Source organism: Rhodococcus sp. WWJCD1 (assembly GCF_002258735.1).
In the GTDB taxonomy this organism is placed as follows: domain Bacteria; phylum Actinomycetota; class Actinomycetes; order Mycobacteriales; family Mycobacteriaceae; genus Rhodococcoides.
In genome coordinates this window covers 52,361-68,694 of the sequence record NZ_NOXY01000004.1, presented here as the reverse complement: position 1 = coordinate 68,694, position 16,334 = coordinate 52,361, and the positions used below count along the sequence as shown (strand labels likewise).

The 16,334-nt window shown below is 64.5% G+C and carries 17 protein-coding genes; 12 read left to right on the top strand and 5 right to left on the bottom strand.

Annotated features, from left to right (window positions below):
• From CH286_RS01670 to katG, 7 genes are all read left to right on the top strand, one after another.
• A partial coding sequence (locus tag CH286_RS01670) for an acetyl-CoA carboxylase biotin carboxyl carrier protein subunit (RefSeq protein WP_141215770.1) occupies positions 1 to 427 on the top strand: 427 nt, incomplete at its 5' end.
• A 10-nt stretch (positions 428 to 437) separates the two neighbouring features.
• The gene (locus CH286_RS01665) at positions 438 to 902 is read left to right on the top strand and encodes a MarR family transcriptional regulator (RefSeq protein WP_094608152.1); all 465 of its coding nucleotides are present in this window, start codon (positions 438 to 440) and stop codon (positions 900 to 902) included.
• A 164-nt stretch (positions 903 to 1,066) separates the two neighbouring features.
• On the top strand, positions 1,067 to 3,220 hold the full coding sequence (locus CH286_RS01660; protein WP_441347101.1) for an MMPL family transporter: 2,154 nt from the start codon (positions 1,067 to 1,069) through the stop codon (positions 3,218 to 3,220).
• A gap of 41 nt (positions 3,221 to 3,261) precedes the next feature.
• Entirely contained in the window at positions 3,262 to 3,681 is a 420-nt protein-coding gene (locus CH286_RS01655) for a DUF302 domain-containing protein (protein WP_094608151.1), read from the top strand.
• A gap of 52 nt (positions 3,682 to 3,733) precedes the next feature.
• Positions 3,734 to 4,003: a metal-sensitive transcriptional regulator gene (locus tag CH286_RS01650; RefSeq protein WP_032405046.1), complete on the top strand. Its 270-nt coding sequence runs from the start codon at positions 3,734 to 3,736 to the stop codon at positions 4,001 to 4,003.
• An 84-nt stretch (positions 4,004 to 4,087) separates the two neighbouring features.
• Positions 4,088 to 4,567 carry a Fur family transcriptional regulator gene (locus tag CH286_RS01645; RefSeq protein ID WP_032378010.1) on the top strand — a complete coding sequence of 160 codons (480 nt, stop codon included), beginning with the start codon at positions 4,088 to 4,090 and terminating at the stop codon, positions 4,565 to 4,567.
• Between the two features lie 42 nt (positions 4,568 to 4,609).
• Positions 4,610 to 6,841, top strand: a complete 2,232-nt coding sequence (katG, locus tag CH286_RS01640) for a catalase/peroxidase HPI (protein WP_080737363.1) — start codon at positions 4,610 to 4,612, stop codon at positions 6,839 to 6,841.
• A gap of 73 nt (positions 6,842 to 6,914) precedes the next feature.
• Here the strand turns inward: katG and CH286_RS01635 are convergent, their stop codons facing one another.
• Complete coding sequence (locus CH286_RS01635; RefSeq protein WP_032404741.1) at positions 6,915 to 7,379, bottom strand: (2Fe-2S)-binding protein; 465 nt, start codon at positions 7,377 to 7,379, stop codon at positions 6,915 to 6,917.
• 6 nt (positions 7,380 to 7,385) lie between these two features.
• Positions 7,386 to 9,575, bottom strand: coding sequence for a molybdopterin cofactor-binding domain-containing protein (locus CH286_RS01630; protein ID WP_094608157.1), 2,190 nt, complete (start codon positions 9,573 to 9,575; stop codon positions 7,386 to 7,388).
• Between the two features lie 217 nt (positions 9,576 to 9,792).
• Between CH286_RS01630 and CH286_RS28050 the strand changes: the two genes are divergently transcribed.
• Both CH286_RS28050 and glsA read left to right on the top strand, forming a co-directional pair.
• Entirely contained in the window at positions 9,793 to 9,927 is a 135-nt protein-coding gene (locus tag CH286_RS28050; protein ID WP_255182535.1) for a hypothetical protein, read from the top strand.
• A 46-nt stretch (positions 9,928 to 9,973) separates the two neighbouring features.
• A complete protein-coding gene (glsA, locus tag CH286_RS01625) occupies positions 9,974 to 11,179 on the top strand; it encodes a glutaminase A (RefSeq protein WP_094608150.1) in 1,206 nt (401 codons plus the stop codon).
• Between the two features lie 16 nt (positions 11,180 to 11,195).
• Here the strand turns inward: glsA and CH286_RS01620 are convergent, their stop codons facing one another.
• The gene (locus CH286_RS01620; RefSeq protein ID WP_094608149.1) at positions 11,196 to 12,425 is read right to left on the bottom strand and encodes an NAD(P)/FAD-dependent oxidoreductase; all 1,230 of its coding nucleotides are present in this window, start codon (positions 12,423 to 12,425) and stop codon (positions 11,196 to 11,198) included.
• Complete coding sequence (locus CH286_RS01615) at positions 12,422 to 12,841, bottom strand: STAS domain-containing protein (protein WP_141215769.1); 420 nt, start codon at positions 12,839 to 12,841, stop codon at positions 12,422 to 12,424. Before CH286_RS01615 ends, CH286_RS01620 begins: the two co-directional genes overlap by 4 nt.
• Before the next feature lie 247 nt (positions 12,842 to 13,088).
• On the opposite strand from CH286_RS01615, the gene CH286_RS01610 reads away from it, so the two are divergent.
• Positions 13,089 to 13,775 carry a HemK2/MTQ2 family protein methyltransferase gene (locus tag CH286_RS01610; protein ID WP_094608147.1) on the top strand — a complete coding sequence of 229 codons (687 nt, stop codon included), beginning with the start codon at positions 13,089 to 13,091 and terminating at the stop codon, positions 13,773 to 13,775.
• Positions 13,759 to 14,049: a CDGSH iron-sulfur domain-containing protein gene (locus CH286_RS01605; protein ID WP_037149612.1), complete on the top strand. Its 291-nt coding sequence runs from the start codon at positions 13,759 to 13,761 to the stop codon at positions 14,047 to 14,049. The genes CH286_RS01610 and CH286_RS01605 overlap by 17 nt, the downstream gene beginning before the upstream one ends.
• Here the strand turns inward: CH286_RS01605 and CH286_RS01600 are convergent.
• Entirely contained in the window at positions 14,004 to 15,011 is a 1,008-nt protein-coding gene (locus CH286_RS01600; RefSeq protein WP_176458099.1) for an iron-containing redox enzyme family protein, read from the bottom strand. The two genes, CH286_RS01605 and CH286_RS01600, sit on opposite strands and share 46 nt — an antisense overlap.
• A 125-nt stretch (positions 15,012 to 15,136) precedes the next feature.
• Here CH286_RS01600 and CH286_RS01595 point away from each other — a divergent pair, with 125 nt between their 5' ends.
• Positions 15,137 to 16,318 (top strand): zinc-dependent alcohol dehydrogenase, encoded by a 1,182-nt coding sequence (locus tag CH286_RS01595; RefSeq protein ID WP_037149609.1) that lies wholly within the window; start codon positions 15,137 to 15,139, stop codon positions 16,316 to 16,318.
• Positions 16,319 to 16,334 lie beyond the last annotated feature (16 nt).

Here is a 16,334-nt window from a genome sequence, read left to right as displayed (position 1 = left end):
GGACAACCAGGTTCCCCCGTTCACCGCCGGGCAACCGATCGACGAGGACGAGGTCCTGCCGCGGCAGTCCGTCGTCGTCGAGGTCGGTGGCCGCCGCGTCGAGGTCTCACTGCCCGGGGAACTGTCCCTCGGCGGCAACAGCGGGCCTGCCGGAGCAGTACGCCGCAAACCGAAAGCCCGTACCCGAGGCGGTGCCGGAGCAGGCGCGGCGTCCGGTGACTCGGTCACCGCACCGATGCAGGGCACCGTGGTCAAGGTCGCCGTTACCGAAGGCCAAACCGTCGAAGCAGGGGACCTCATCGCCGTCCTGGAAGCGATGAAGATGGAAAACCCCGTCACCGCCCACAAAGGCGGCACCATCACCGGCCTGACCGTCACCGCAGGCGACGCCATCACCCAAGGCACCGTCCTCACAGAAATCAAGTAGGGAGTATCCGATGACTGCCCTCGCTGAATCGTTCGACGGTGATACCTCTCCGGCGCATTCGACCGAGCTCGAAATCGTGTCGACGGTGCTGCGCATGGCGTCGGCCGCGCGGGTTCGTCTGGCGGAGGCACTGGACGCACAGGGGCTGAGCTGGGCGAGGTACGAGGTGCTGGAACTGGTGTGCAGGCGAGGGCCGACGTCGTACAGCACATTGTCGCGAGAGCTGGTGCGGCACAGAACAAGTATCACCGCGACCACCGCGACCCTGGTGGACGCGGGGCTGCTGGTGCGAAGCGTCAATCCGCGGAATCGGCAGCAGTACTTGGTCGAGGCCACCGACTCGGGCCACCGTGCGGTGACGCGCGCCGAGCGTGCGCTCGAGCGCGCCCGGTCGCGGATGGCGGTCGATGCGGACTCTGCCCAGACGCTCGAGGTTCTGCGGGGGATAGAGAAGCAGTGGAACGGTCGGCACTGATCGGCGGCTGACTGCAACGGCGCGCATGGTGTGATTCGAGTACCCCTGGGGTGATACCCCCAGGGGTACTTGCATACCCCCTTGGGTATATGCGATGGTGGGCACGTTCGATCGCTCGGGGTTTCCTCTGCCCCGATCGATACCCCCACCCGTATAGGAGAACCATGTCGCTGCGCGATGCCGAAACTCTTCGTCCACCTGATGACCTGCCCGCGAGCAGGCCAGGCCTACTCGGCCGTGCGGGTGCTTCGATGGTGACCCATCGCCGTTGGGTGTTCGGCGTGTGGCTCATCGCGTTGATCGGCCTCGGTTCGTTTGCGCCGTCGGTGTTCTCGTCTCTCGCCGGGGCGGGATGGCAGGCGAACGGATCCGAATCCGTTCAGGTTCGAGAGCTGGCCCAGCAGCATTTCGGCGGCAACTCCTCTGCGGCGGTGCAGGTGGTCGTCCACTCCGACGCGGCACCCGTCACCGATCCCGCCGTCCAGGATGTGATTGCCGACGTGTCCGACGTGTTCGCCGGTGACTCCAGATTCGGGGACGTTGTTGCGCCGCAACCGGGTATGACGATCAGCCCGGACGGCCGCACCGGCATCGTCATCGCCGGTGCGAACGGAACGACCGACGAGATGGTCAAAGCCGTCGACGATGTGAAGGAGCGGTTGACCGCGCTCTCGGGCGACGGAATCGAGGTGTATCCCACTGGCTCCTCGGCCCTGTGGTCGGACTTCAACAAGGCGAACCACGATGCGATGATCCAAGCCGAATTATTCTCCTGGCCCGTCACATTGGCGATCATGGTGCTTGCCTTCGGATCACTCGTCGCCGCGGGATTGCCGCTGCTGCTCACGGTCGCCGGGCTCGTCGCATCCGCCGGTGGTCTCGTTCTGCTCAACGGTGTCACGCCGATCTCGGTGTGGGCCATGAACTTCGCGATGATGTTCGCCCTTGCTCTCGGAATCGACTACGCGCTGTTCATCGTCGCTCGATTCCGCGATGCATTGCGAAACGCCGACCCTCGGGCGGCAGTGGCCGAAACCATGGACACCGCGGGCAAAGCCGTCGTGTTGTCCGGTCTGACAGTGTTGGTGAGTCTGTCCGCAGTACTACTGGTCCCCGCGCCTGCGGTGCGTACCATGGCTGTCGGGATCATGCTGGCCGTCGCGTTCGTGTTGCTGGCGACCATGACACTGCTGCCTGCGGCATTGGGGGCGCTCGGACCCAAGGTCAACGCCGCATCGTTGCCGTACGCCAAGCGTCAGGAGCATCGATCCCCGAAGTTCGCAGCATGGGGTGAGTTGTTGCACAAGCACCCGTGGCCGTTCGCCGCTGTCTCCGTGGGAATTCTGATCGCCCTGGCACTCCCGGTGCTCGGTTTGAAGGTCGCGATGCCGTCCATCGCCGTGGTGCCGGAGGATGCACCGGTGCGGCAGGGCTACGAGCTGGTGCAGGCCCAGTTCGGCCCGGGTGCACCGGGTTCGCTGCAGATCGTCGTGCCCGAAGCGGATGCTGTCGGCACCGCTGAGGCGGCAGCTCGAGTCGAGGGGATCTCGATGGTGACTCCGCCGCAGAGTGCGACCGATGGATCGGGATATGCACTGCTGCAGGCAATTCCGTCGGTCGATCCGTCCGACGAGGCGATGGGCTCGATTCTCGACGATCTGCGCACCGCTCTGCCCGACTCCGCGCTCGTCGGAGGAGCGCCCGCGGAGAACCTCGACTTGCAGCAGGCCTTGAACGACTACCTGCCGATCGTCGTCGGGATCATCCTGGTCCTCGGATTCGTGCTGCTTCTGGTGGCACTGCAGGCCCCGCTGATCGCGCTGCTCGGCACGCTGGTGAGCCTGCTGTCCACTGCCGCAGCCTTCGGCGTCGCCAAGTTGATCTTCCAGGACGGCCACGGCGCATCACTGCTCGGTTTCACCCCGCAAGGATTCCTGGACGGCTGGGGTCCGGTGTTCTTCTTCGCGATGATCTTCGCGATCGCCATGGACTACACCGTTTTTCTGCTGGCCACCGCCAAGGAGCATTACGAGCGCACCGGTGATTCCAAGGTGGCCCAGGTCGACGGCTTGGCTCACTCGGGACGAGTCATCTTTGCCGCCGCAGCGGTGATGGTGGCAGTGTTCTTCACATTCGCACTGTCGGATCCGCTGCCCCCGAAGGAGATGGGCATCATCCTCGGCGTTGCGGTACTGCTCGACGCGTTCCTGGTTCGACTCGTGCTGCTTCCGGTACTGCTACGGCTGACCGGACACGGCGCGTGGTGGTCGCCGGCATGGCTGCGTGCCGTGTTGCCCTCCATCCGCTTTTCTCACTGAATCAACAGCTCCCACCGAACAACAGCTTTCGAGGAGACACCATGAACATCGCACTGTCCACCACGCTGACCGACACCGATTTCGACACCGCGATCGACAGCACGAAAAAGGCGCTGTCGGAACAGGGTTTCGGAGTCCTCACCGAGATCGATATGCAGGCGACTCTCAAAGCGAAGCTCGGCGAGGACATGGAGCGCTACATGATTCTCGGTGCATGCAACCCCGGGCTGGCGCACCGTGCGGTCGGTGTCATGAAGCAGATCGGGTTGCTGCTGCCGTGCAACGTGATCGTGCGTGACGACACGGCGGCACCGGGATCGGTGATCGTCGAGGCGATGAACCCGGCCATCATGGTCGAGTTCACCGGCGAGCCGGAATTGGCCTCGGTCGCCGCGGAAGCGACGACCAGGCTGAAGGCGGCCATCGTTGCTCTGGGTGGGCGTGGATCCAACCCTGCCTGATGCCCCCGGGGGTACCATCGAGTTCGACACCACCACCATCGAGGGGATCGACATGATCGGCGACGAAGACAGCATTGCACTGGTACTCAACCGACTCAAGCGCGCACACGGTCAGCTTGCCGGTGTCATCGGGATGATCGAGAACGGTCGCGATTGCAAGGACGTCGTCACCCAGCTCGCTGCTGTCTCGCGTGCGCTGGACAAAGCTGGATTCAAGATCGTGGCGACAGGTCTGCGTGAGTGCATGACGGGTGAGGGTGCAGACGGTAAGGAGCCGATGTCCGAGGCTGAACTCGAAAAGCTGTTTCTGGCGTTGGCCTGACGAGGTGAACACTTGGGGTTCAGGCCGGCAGATTCGGCCGAATACTTGACTTGGTCCAGAAAACCGGAGGATACTGGCCGCGTGATGCCGATTTCGCCGCATGCGGAGCAGTTGCGCACTGCCGATATGCGCGTGACCCGTCCCCGGGTCGCGGTACTCGAGGTCGTCGAAACCAACCCGCACGCAGACACCGACACCATTCTCGGGCTCGTGCGATCCATGCTGCCCGAGGTGTCGCGGCAGACGGTCTACGACGTCCTCAATGCATTGACGGTTGCGCGCCTGGTTCGGCGGATCGAGCCGGCGGGTTCGCCCGCGCGGTACGAATCGCGCGTCGGCGACAATCACCATCACGCCGTATGCCGCTCGTGCGGCGTCATCGCCGATGTGGATTGCGCAGTAGGCGAGACGCCGTGTCTCACGGCATCGGACTCCGTCGGTTTCACTATCGACGAGGCAGAGGTCATCTACTGGGGCCTCTGCGCACAGTGTTCGGCAGCTCGTGAGCAGCCGTCGGTTCCCGTTCAGTTCCCTCCCCGGTCTCGAACACAGCAGAGTTCGTGACCACCGATCACAGCCCGATCGTCATACCTTGGAAGGAAGCACGTGTCTGAAGATCACGTAACACGCGAAAAAGAGATGAACGAGGATCAGCCGCAGGAAGGTGGCGGTGGCAAGTGTCCGGTCATGCACGACTCGATGCCGAGGCCCGTCGAAGGCGGAAGCAATCGTGAGTGGTGGCCGAAGTCGCTGAATCTGAAGATCCTCAAGAAGAACCCGGCAGTCGGCGACCCCATGGGGCCCGACTACGACTACGCAGCCGAGTTCAACTCTCTCGATCTCGCCGAGGTCAAGCGTGACATCGAGGCCCTGATGACGAATTCGCAGCCGTGGTGGCCTGCCGACTTCGGTCATTACGGCCCCTTCTTCATTCGCATGGCATGGCATGCAGCGGGCACGTACCGCAAGCAGGACGGACGCGGCGGTGCCGGAGCCGGCATGCAACGCTTCGCGCCGCTGAACAGCTGGCCCGACAACGCGAGCCTGGACAAGGCCCGGCGCCTCATCTGGCCGGTCAAGCAGAAGTACGGCCGCAAGCTGTCCTGGGCCGACCTGATCGTGCTCACCGGCAACGTTGCAATCGAATCCATGGGTCTGCCGACCTACGGCTTCGCCGGCGGACGCGTCGACGCCTGGGAGCCGGACGAGGACGTCTACTGGGGCCCGGAGCAGACCTGGCTGGGCGACGAGCGCTACGACGGTGATCGCACGAGCCTCGAAAACCCGCTTGCCGCAGTGCAGATGGGCCTGATCTACGTCAACCCGGAAGGCCCCAACGGCAACCCGGATCCGGTGCAGTCCGCACTGGACATTCGCGAGACCTTCGGCCGGATGGCCATGAACGACATCGAGACCGCGGCACTCGCCGTCGGCGGACACACGTTCGGTAAGACACACGGCGCAGCGGACCCCGACGAGCACATCGGCGCCGAGCCCGAGGGTGCCCCCATCGAGCAGATGGGCCTCGGCTGGAAGAACAGCTACCAGAGTGGTGTCGGCGCAGACGCGATCACCAGTGGCCTCGAGGTCATCTGGACCCCCACGCCCACCCAGTGGGACAACTCGTTCCTCGAGACCCTGTACGGGTTCGAGTGGGAGCTCTACAAGAGCCCGGCCGGTGCACACCAGTGGCGCCCGAAGAACGGCGAGGGCGCGGATCTCGTTCCCGACCCCGCCGATCCCTCCAAGCGTCGCCACCCGTCGATGCTCACCTCCGACATCGCGATGCGCGTCGACCCGATCTACGAGCAGATCACCCGGCGGTGGCTCGACCATCCCGAGGAGCTCGCAGAGGAATTCCAGAAGGCATGGTTCAAGCTCACCCACCGCGACATGGGCCCGGTCTCGCGTTACCTCGGCCCCGAGGTTCCCGCGGAGCCCCTGCTCTGGCAGGACCCGATCCCGGCCGTCGACCACGAGCTGATCGGTGACGCACAGATCGCCGAACTGAAGCAGGCCATCCTCGGATCCGAACTGACTCAGGAGCAGCTGATCTCGGCTGCATGGGCGGCGGCGTCGTCGTTCCGCGTCAGTGACAAGCGCGGCGGTGCCAACGGTGGCCGTCTGCGTCTGCAGCCGCAGGCCGGCTGGGAGGTCAACGAGCCCGACGAGCTCGCGCAGGTCATCCGCGTCCTCGAAGGAATCCAGCAGTCGTTCTCCGGAACGGTGTCCTTCGCAGACCTCGTGGTGCTCGGTGGCGTCGCAGCCGTCGAGCAGGCCGCCAAGAACGCAGGCGTCGACATCACGGTTCCCTTCACTCCGGGCCGCATGGATGCCACGCAGGAGAAGACGGACGTCGACTCGTTCTCCGATCTGGAGCCCAAGGTCGACGGTTTCCGTAACTTCCTGGGCAAGGGACAGAAGCTGCCGGCCGAGTTCAACCTGGTCGATCGCGCAAACCTGCTCTCACTCAGTGCACCCGAGATGACCGTGCTCGTCGGTGGTCTGCGCGTGCTCGGCGCGAACTACAAGCAGTCGACACACGGCGTCCTGACCGACAAGGTCGGCACGCTCACCAACGACTTCTTCGTCAACCTCCTCGACATGGGCACCGAGTGGGTTCCCACCGCCGAGGACGGCATCTACGAGGCCAAGGATGCCGCCACCGGTGAGAAGAAGTGGACCGGAACTCGCAACGATCTGGTGTTCGGCTCGAACTCCGAATTGCGCGCTCTCGCAGAGGTGTACGCCTGCGACGACGCCAAGGAGAAGTTCGTCCGGGACTTCGTCGCGGCCTGGGACAAGGTCATGATGCTCGATCGCTTCGAACTGAGCTGAATCGGGTAGTTCACACAACACCCCGCGAACCTGTGGTTCGCGGGGTGTTGTGCTGTGGCAGAAACCTTTTCGATCAGCGCTGCGACATCGCTTTCGCGGCCGCCTTGATGGCCCGTCGAATTCGGGGATAGGTACCGCACCGGCAGACGTTCTCGATGGTGTCGATGTCCTCGTCCGTCGGGTCGGGGATGCGCTTCAGCAGTGCGACGGCAGCCATGATCTGGCCCGGCTGACAGTAACCGCACTGGGAGACGTCCTCGTCGATCCACGCCTGCTGCACCGGATGGAGAACGTCGCCGTCCGCGAGTCCTTCGATGGTCGTGACCTCTTTGTCGGCGGCATCGGAGACCGGTGTGACACAGGGGAGTACCTCCTCCCCGTCGAGATGGCTCGTGCAGGCATGGCACACGCCGATGCCACACCCGTACTTGGGGCCGCGGACACCGAGTTCGTCCCGCAGGGCCCAGAGCAACGGCATGTCGTCGGGTAGGTCGACCGACACCGCGACCCCGTTGACGACGAACTTCTGTTCAGCCATGGATCCTCATTTCGGGAACGGATCGAAGTCGACGTCGAACAGGATCGGGAAGCTGGTGGGGGTGGTATCGGTGGCGCGTGCGTACGCGTTGGCCACTGCGGCCGCCGCAGCGGGCACCCCCAATTCTCCTGCTCCACCAGGGTTCTCGGTGGTGGGCGGCATGATCACCACTGACACATCCGGTGGTGAATCGCGTTGGCGGGCGTAGTGGAACTGCGAGTAACTACCTTCGAGCGGCAGCCCCTGCTCGTAGTGCAGTCCGGCCCTGAGGGTGGTCGAGATGCCGTCCATCAGACAGCCGATCATCTGGGCCTCGAGGCTGCGGGGGTTGACCACGCGGCCGACGTCTACGACTATGACGGCTTTTCTCACGCGGGGCGCTCGCGGGTCCTGCGCGTCGATCTCGACGAGATATCCTGCACTGGAACCGAACTCGGCATGGAACCCGATGCCCTGCGCCCGGCCGGGGCCGAGGTCTGCACCCCAGTTGCCCTCCACGGCCAGCGTGTTCAGTACATCACGGTGGCGGTCGCTCGCCACCGCCCCGATGCGTAGCTCCAGCGGATCGGTATCGAGGGCGCCGGCGATGCGATCCACCATGATCTCGGCCGCGGTACGTACCGTTCCGGAGAACACCGATCGCCAACTGCCGGTGGGCATCTCCACCGGTACCTCGACGAGGGTCCTGATGCTGCTGTCGGTGAACGAGTACGGGTCGCGGGTGCTGTGGAACAGCGTCTGGGAAATCAGCGGGGACGGTGCAAGTGCGTCGGTGACGAGGTCACCGAAACCGCCGTCGAAATCGGTGCACACTGCGGCCACGCGCTGCTCCCAGGAGATCACCGTGCCGCGGGCAAGGACCGCGTCGAACTTGGTGTGTACCGCGGGCCGGGCTCGGCCGTGCCGCATGTCGTCCACCCGCGACCACATCAGGCGCACCGGTTTGTCCATTGCTCGGGAGATGACGGCGGCCTCGAGTGGGCCGTCCAAGTAGAGCCTTCGGCCGAACGAGCCGCCGCCGTTCATCACGTGGGTGGTGACCCGATTCAACGGAATGCCCAGTGTCAGAGCAATTTTCTGCCCGGCGTAGTTGGGTAGCTGCATCGATGCCCAGATGTCCGCGCGATCGGCCCGCACGTCGGCGACTGCCGAATTGGTTTCCATCGCGGCATGCGAAACGGGAGCGAAGTCGAAATCGACGTTCAGTTTCGTTTCGCCCGGCAGCTCGGGCCTGCCTACTCCGCCGAGACCCGTGAACGCCGGGGTGCTCCGACGAAGCCTGCCCTGGATGGAATCGGTGGACTCGTCGTCGATCGTTCCGGCGTTCCACGTGACCACCGCGGCGTCCTTCGCGGCGAGCGCGTATCCGAAGGTGCGCGCCATGATGGCGACCCCGGTGGACACGACGGCAACATCGATGACCCCTGGCATCGCCCGCAACGCCGCCTCGTCCACCGAGGCGACGGTTCCGTTGATCGTCGGTGGGCGTCGGACGACGACAGGCATGGCGTCGGGCACGTCGAGATCGAGCGTGTAGGTGAGCCGACCGGTGACGATCGCGCGAGCATCCTGGCGCGTGGTCGGTGTGCCGACGACCGTCAGATCTTCCTCCGACTTCGGGTCCACCGCCTCGAAGCGCAGTTCCGGGGCCGCGGCAGCGGCTGCCAGCTCGCCGAAGTGCGCCGCCCGTCCGTCCGGTGCCATGACGACACCGTCGACGATCCTCAGCGTGCCGACATCGGCACCCCACCGATCGGCGGCAGCGCGCAGCAGCCGCGCTCGTGCCGTCGCAGCGATGGATCGAACGGGCTCCCAGAGAGACTGGATGGAGTTGGAGCCGCCCGTGTAGTGGTTTCCGATCAGTTCCTGCCGGCCACGTGAGAGTGACACGACGGTCTTGTCGAGAGACGTGTCCAGCTCTTCCGCTATCAGCATCGCCACCGAGGTGGTCAGTCCCTGTCCGATCTCGGCACGAGGCAACGCGCAGTGCACGGAGCCGTCCCCGCGCACCTCGAGGATCACCAGATTCGAGTCGGCGGGAATCGCGGTGAGGACCTGATCGGGCTCACCGTCGGTGCCGGCCGGTTCCGCGGACGCGGTGGTGCGTGTGACCAGCATCAACGTGGAGCCGGCCACTACAGCGGTGAAGAAGGAACGACGCGATACGGTGCGCCGTCCGGGTGTCGCGTGCGTCACATCGTCCTTTCGGTCGGGCCCGACTTTACAGTCGCCGATCCGACCAACGCCGCACGTCGAGGTTCGGCCGTTCGCCAGCCCGAGAATTCCCTCGGCCATTTGTCACTCGTCACGACGGCGCTACCTCGGCCGCCGTTATCGATTCGTTATATTTTGTTGCCCTATCGTGATATTGCCCCCAGATTCGCTGACATGTCCGAACGGCAGCATCGTTGACATGGAATCAGACAACGCGGCGGTCGGACCCGCACAGGACACACGTGACAACACTGCGACGAGTGGCCAGGGCTTCGGATCCTTCCTGGAAATGTTTCAGAGCGCGTCGACGACGAACTCCGAGCGCGAGCGCTGAATCGCGCAATGCGGAAGTGACCTCTGCGCCGAGTTAGCGTGACGGTATGCAGTCACCGATCACCCGCTACCTCGAATCCGTCCTCGACGATTGCCGACACCTCGACGGCGGGGCAATCGCGGAGGGTAACGCCGAACTCGAGCGAGCAGACCCCGAGACCTTCGCGGTGGCCCTTGCGACCGTCGGTGGATCGGTCTATGCCGCAGGTGATTGCGATACCGAATTCTCCATCCAGTCCATCTCCAAGGCCCTGGCGTATGCGTTGGCCGTCGAAGACAACGGACTCGAACGAATGCTGGAGGCCACCGACGTCGAACCCTCCGGCGATTCGTTCAACGAGATCTCGCTCGAACGCGCCACGGGTCGACCGCGCAATCCGCTGATCAATGCAGGAGCACTCGCTGTGCACTCGATGATTCGGGGGAGCTCGGCGCAGGAGCGTGCCGAGCGCATCAGGGACTTGCACAGCCGTTGCGCCGGAAGGCAATTGAGCACCAACACGTCGGTCTACGAAGCCGAGATCGAATCGGACGACCGCAACACCGCGATCGCCTACCTGCTGAAATCCGTCGGAATTCTCGCAGCCGATCCGGCCGAGGTGGTCGACGGCTACGCCCGTCAATGTTCGGTGGACGTCAACTGTGTGGATCTGGCCACCATTGCGTCGGTGATGGCCAACGGGGGAGTCGATCCCATCACCGGGGAACGGTTGATCGACGGTGCGGTCAATCGTCACGTGCTGTCGGTGATGTCCACCTGCGGGATGTACGACGGATCGGGTAGTTGGGTTGCGGCGGTGGGTATTCCGGCCAAGAGTGGGGTGGCCGGTGCGATCGTCGGTGTGCTGCCCGGGCAGGTCGGGTTGGCTGTGCTGTCGCCCAAGTTGAACGAACACGGAAACAGTGTGCGGGGAGTCGCCGTGTTCGAGCGCCTCTCTCGGGATCTCGAATTGCACATGATGCATGTGGCACCGAGTGGTACGTCGGCCATTCGTGAGGTAACGGGTGAGGACGCCACGATCGTGCACCTGCAAGGTGACCTACGTTTCGCCGGAGCCGAGTCTGTCCTGGCCACCTTGGCCGAGGGCATCGACGCGCATCACCGAATCACCCTCGATCTGAACCATGTTCGCGCGATGGACGACGTGGCGCGTCGGCTTCTCGAGGACGCAGCCGCCGGTCTGCGCGAAGACGGCCACGACGTCGACATCGATGATCCGCACGGACTGATGGCAGTACTCGAACTCGACTGATCGTTGGGCGGTGCCGTCAGAGCCGTCCGCGGAGAATCATGTTCCAGTAGCTCAGTGGCAGGCCGTAGCGGTCGAACAGCCAGGCCGATCGTCGCGCTTTCAGCGGATCCAGAAACGACGGTAGCGATGGCGTGAGTGCCCCGGTTCGGTCGAATTCGGCCGCAACGAGACGGTGGGCGTCGATCGTCACCGGTGCCACGGTGTATCCGTCGTACGAGGACATTTCTCGTCCGGCTCTGGCGGCGAGCAGGTTGTCGATCAGAACGGTTATCTGCTTTCTCAGCCCACCACCGGACGAATCGGTGTCGATTCCGGCACCGTCACCGGCGGCCCAGATCTCGCTGTGTTCGCGGTGTCGCAGTGTGCGGGGGTCGATGTCGACGAGACCGTGCTGTCCGTCTCCGGTCAGTTTCGACGACTCGACCCATGGCTGTCCGCGAAACGGGGGCACCAGGTGCAGCATCCGGTAGTCGATGATCTGCTGTGTGCCATGGTGATCGGTGACGGTGATCTGCCGAGTTTCAGGGGATAGGGCGGTCACTGCTGTGCGGTGCAATATCCGGACGCCGAGATCGCGAAGATGATCGAGCAACACCGAATCGAGCCCAGGCACATCGAGTAGACCCTCGCGGTCGATCACCAGGGTGATGTCGATGTCGGCGAGTTGCCCAGTCGCCCGCCAGTGGGCGGCGGCCAGGAACAGTGGTTTGAGCGTGGTGCCGGTGCAGCCCACGGGTGGCTGCGGCACTGTGAACACCGCCGTGGCGCGCTCGGAGGAGTTGCCGACCTCGGGTGACGGGAAGTGGGAGATCAGGTGCCAGGTCTTCTCTGCTAGCCCCAGGTAATTGCTCGTCACCGCGTCCGAGTCGGCGGCCGCGGTGATTCCGGGCAGAGCCTCGTGGTCGGGTACCAGGCCGGTCCCGATGATCAGGTCGCGATACCCGTATCGCCGACCCGACGCGGTCGTGACCACCTTCTCGTGTGGGTCGACGAGGGCTACCGTGTCCTGGATCCAGGTGCTGCCCTTCGGCATCACCGAGCGTTGGGTTCGTTCGGCATCGCGGAGTCGGGCTTGGCCGCCCCCGACATACGACAGCAACGGCTGATAGGTGTGCACGGACTGGGGTTCGATGACCGCTACATCGCTGATGCCGAGACGAAGTGCGCGTGCGGCCGCGCTGACGCCTGCGTTGCCGCCGCCGAGAACGAGAACGTCGTGGCGGCCGTCGACGCCGGCCGAGGTCAAGCCGACATCTCTCTGTATGCGAGTGCAGCGTCGACAGTGGTGTGAAATGCGGTGCGGCCGCGTGCGTTTGCGGCCAGCGCCCGGGTCGACTCGATCGATCCGACCACAGCCAGTCGAGTGCCCCACCGGCTCAGGTGCATCGACGTGGCATCGAGAATTGCCGCCGTGCCTGCCGGCACCGCGTCGACCGCGGTCAGATCGAGCACCAACCGAGAACCTTCGACCGATGCATCACCGAGTGTCTCGGCCAGCACGCCGAGATCCTGACGACCGAATTCCCCGGCGACGCGAACGACGGTGGCACCGCCGAGTTCGGTGACGGTGATGCCGGCTCCAGCAGTCGGTGCCGGAAACACCTGCCGAAGCGACGGTACGACGACGGCGGGAACAGGGTCGATGGAGGGTAGAACCGACAAGAGAGTCTCCTCGATGAAGGACGCGGGCAGTGATGCCGACGCAGACGGTGTGGGCCCGATACGGGCGAACGGCGGCGTTTGCTTCACCGCAGGTTGTAGTCGGACTACCCGATTCGTGCGGTTTCAAGCGGCTTGTTTGCGGCCGGTGCAATCGGGCATACAGTTGCCACCTTCGAGTGGAGTCCACGCTCGGCACACAGCCCGAGAGGGCACGTCTTGCGATGACGATCTCCGAGAGGACACCTCGATGACGACGGCGGAATTCGATACGTTCAGATCCACCCGCGCGGTTCACGCGGATCCTGGAGTCTATGAGCCGCAGGACGATTCATGGCTCCTCTGCGAGATGGCGTCGCGGGCCGGGGTGCTGCGGGGTGCCCGTGTGCTCGACATGTGTACCGGTAGCGGTGCCGTCGCGCTCGCTGCGGCGTCGTTGGGCGCACGCGAAGTGCTGGCGTTCGACATCTCGCCGCTCGCGGTGGCGTGCGCTCGCCGCAACGCAGCCGCCCTCGATCTCGACGTCGACGTCCGCCTCGGGTCGTTCGCGGACGCGTCGGTGCTCGAGCCGTTCGACGTGGTTCTGTGCAATCCGCCGTACGTGCCCTCGGAGGCGGTGCCCGAGGGTGTCGGTCCGCACCGAGCGTGGGACGGCGGCCACGACGGCCGAGTGGTGCTGGATCCGCTGTGCGATGCCGCTCACGACCTGCTCGTTCCCGGCGGGACCCTGATGGTGGTGCAGTCGGAGTACTCCGACCCTGCACGAACCGAGGCGATGCTGCGCCGTGCGGACATGACGGTGTCCGTGGCGGCACGTCGATCGATCTCGTTCGGCCCGGTCATGACGGAGAGGGCTGCCTGGCTTCAGGAGGTCGGACTGCTCGAAGCATCCCGCGACATCGAGGATCTGGTGGTCATTCGTGCCGACCGACGATGAGGGCAGTGCCATCGGGGGCAACGATGGTCCCGTGGCGTCCACCACGAAACGCACCACCGTCCGCATCGTCAGGGGTGGGCCGATCGTCATCGACGGCCCTGTCGAGATCGAGTTGGACGACGGCACACGAGTGTGTTCCGACCGATTCGCGGTGGCGGTCTGCACGTGCCGACGGAGCAAGAACTATCCGTTGTGCGACACCAGCCATCGCGCCAAGAAGCGGCAGGCTCAGTCGAGCGAGGACCGACCGGCGGACCAGCGTGACATCACGTGATCGGCGAGCTCGTTCTCCACGAAATCCAGTGCACGCATTCCGAACACCACATCGGCCTCGAGTTCGGGCTCGTCGCGGAGTAAATTGCCGATGACATCGTGCCGAAGCACCTGCTCGTGCACCGCATCCGCCTCGACGTGCTCGGCGTAGAACGCAATGCATGCCTGGGGCGCCTTCAACCTCTTCAGACCGTGTACGTACCGCTGTGAGCCCGGCGACGACGTGATCTCGGTGGCGGCAAGGTGTCCGACCGTGGCACCACGCAGTCCTCGGTGCAGGCCGAAGAGCGACATCAGGTTCACCCACGCCAGAGTCTGAGCGGGAACACGGTCGACGTATCCGAGGTACGACGCGTCGAGCTCGGCGGCCACCATGGAGTCGGCCCACAGTTTCTGGTGGACGCGATCACCCTTCCCGCCGCCGTACTCGTCGAATTCGACTGCCACATAGGAAGCTTTGGCCTGACCGGTCAACCGGGGGATGGCCCAGGCGTGCGGATCGGCTTCCTTGAGATGGTAGATCGACCGATGCACGAAGTACTCGCGCATCTGCTCCCACGAGCCCTCGTCGCGTAGGAACCACGACGGGCCGGTTCCCGAGGTCGCCTCGACGGAGAGGGAGTCCATCTCTGCGGCTGCATCGTGCCCGGGTTCGACGTGAGCCCGGACGTACTCGAGAAAAGCGGATTCGAGTGTTGCTCGCAGGCGAAGGAGCTCGGGGTCCCACTCCCATGAGTCGGCGACACCGTCGAATCCGCGATAGTGCAATTCGTAGCAGATCAGCAGGGCGAGTTGCACGTCTCGCGACGTGGAGTCGACGTCTGTCGGTGTCGGCAAGATTCCGACCGTTCCCGGCTCACCTGTGGTCAAGCACCGTACGACGGCTTCCGAAATCGGCCCGCACGGAACCGGCAGGACGGGGGAGCGTGCGGCGGTCGGGCGGGCGGACAGAAGCTCGGTCATACCTGAGGCTACCCACCGCGGGGCGGTATCAATCGCAGTCCGCGCAGGTGTTTGTGAGCCGTCACAACCGGCAATCCGTCGTGCACGACATCGAACTTCGGTGTCGAATCCACCGGAAGGACCTCATGCGCGCAGTCACCTGGCAGGGCAAGAGAAAAGTCAGCGTGGACACGGTTCCCGATCCGCGGATAGAGCAGCCGACGGACGCGATCGTCAAAATCACGACCACCAACATCTGCGGCTCGGATCTGCATCTGTACGAAACGCTCGGTGCATTCATGGACGAAGGCGACATCCTCGGCCACGAGCCGATGGGCATCGTCGAGGAAGTCGGCTCGCAGACAGGCGATCTGGCAGTCGGTGACCGCGTCGTCATCCCGTTCCAGATCTCCTGCGGACACTGCTACATGTGCAATTCGAGTCTGTACACCCAGTGCGAGACCACCCAGGTTCGCGAGCAGGGAATGGGCGCAGCATTGTTCGGCTTCTCCAAGCTCTACGGGCAGGTGCCCGGCGGACAGGCCGAGTACCTTCGTGTCCCGCAGGCGCAGTTCACACACATCAAAGTTCCCGAGGGACCGCCGGATTCACGATTCGTCTACTTGTCGGACGTGTTGCCCACCGCGTGGCAGTCCGTCGAATACGCTGCGATTCCCGAGGGCGGATCGGTGACGGTGCTCGGTCTCGGGCCCATCGGAGACATGGCCGCTCGCATCGCGCAGCACAAGGGTGCCCGAGTGATCGCGGTCGACCTCGTTCCCGAACGGCTTGCCCGCGCAGCTGCGCGAGGAATCGAAACGGTGAACCTCGCCGAACACAGCGGCGGCGTCGGCGACGTGATCCGGGAGATGACCCACGGCAGGGGAACCGACTCCGTCATCGACGCCGTGGGCATGGAAGCGCACGGATCTCCGGTCGGCAAGATGGCGCAGCAGATCGTCGGGATGCTCCCGGACGCCGTTGCGGCTCCGATGATGCAGAAAGCCGGTGTGGATCGGCTCGGTGCGTTGTACTCGGCCATCGACATCGTTCGCCGCGGCGGAACCATTTCGATCATCGGCGTGTACGGCGGTATGGCCGATCCGCTACCGCTGATGACCATGTTCGACAAGCAGATTCAGCTGCGAATGGGGCAAGCGAACATCAAGAAGTGGGTCGACGACATCATGCCGTTGCTCGGTGACGACGATCCTCTCGGCGTCGATTCGTTCGCAACGCACGAGTTGTCGCTCGACGATGCCCCGCACGCGTACGAGATCTTTCAGAAGAAGCAGGACGGTGCCATCAAGGTTCTGCTGAAGCCGTAGGGCTTCGAATACAGCG